Below are 386 nucleotides of genomic sequence, written 5' to 3'. Positions count from 1 at the left end.
TTTGACTCGCTTGCCTCCCTTCCTCACGGCCATGGTGGTTGGAGCCAAAATCTTGCATTCGATACCGATGTCCCGCAGTGCAGTGTACAGGCTAAACCCAAGACAGCCGGCCTCGTAACCGATGACAAACTCGCAGTCGTCGCTCTGATTTTTCTTAATGTTCTTTAGGTACTTATCAACGTCACTTGCGCCGGCGCCAAACTTAGTCTCAGCAAAATAGACGATTTTGTTTCCGTGAAGCTCGGCAGCGCATGCGCTGAAGGTTGTGCTATGGACATCAAGGCCTACATAGATTATTCTGTTCATGGTGACTCACTCCTGTGTAATGAGGTAATCCCCTCATTTGAAATTAATGTTTAACCTTTTCAAGTATAGGGTAAATCCAC

1 protein-coding gene is annotated in these 386 nt (G+C 46.9%); it reads right to left on the bottom strand.

Annotated features, from left to right (window positions below; translation table 11 throughout):
* Nucleotides 1-306, bottom strand: a 306-nt coding sequence (locus tag HMPREF9444_RS08245; protein WP_040909429.1) for a transposase, incomplete at its 3' end; no start/stop codon positions are given.
* Nucleotides 307-386 lie beyond the last annotated feature (80 nt).

The sequence above is a fragment of the Succinatimonas hippei YIT 12066 genome (genome assembly GCF_000188195.1).
In the GTDB taxonomy this organism is placed as follows: Bacteria; Pseudomonadota; Gammaproteobacteria; order Enterobacterales; family Succinivibrionaceae; genus Succinatimonas; species Succinatimonas hippei.
Note: the sequence above shows the minus strand (reverse complement) of the source record. Positions and strands in the feature narration are given on the sequence as shown.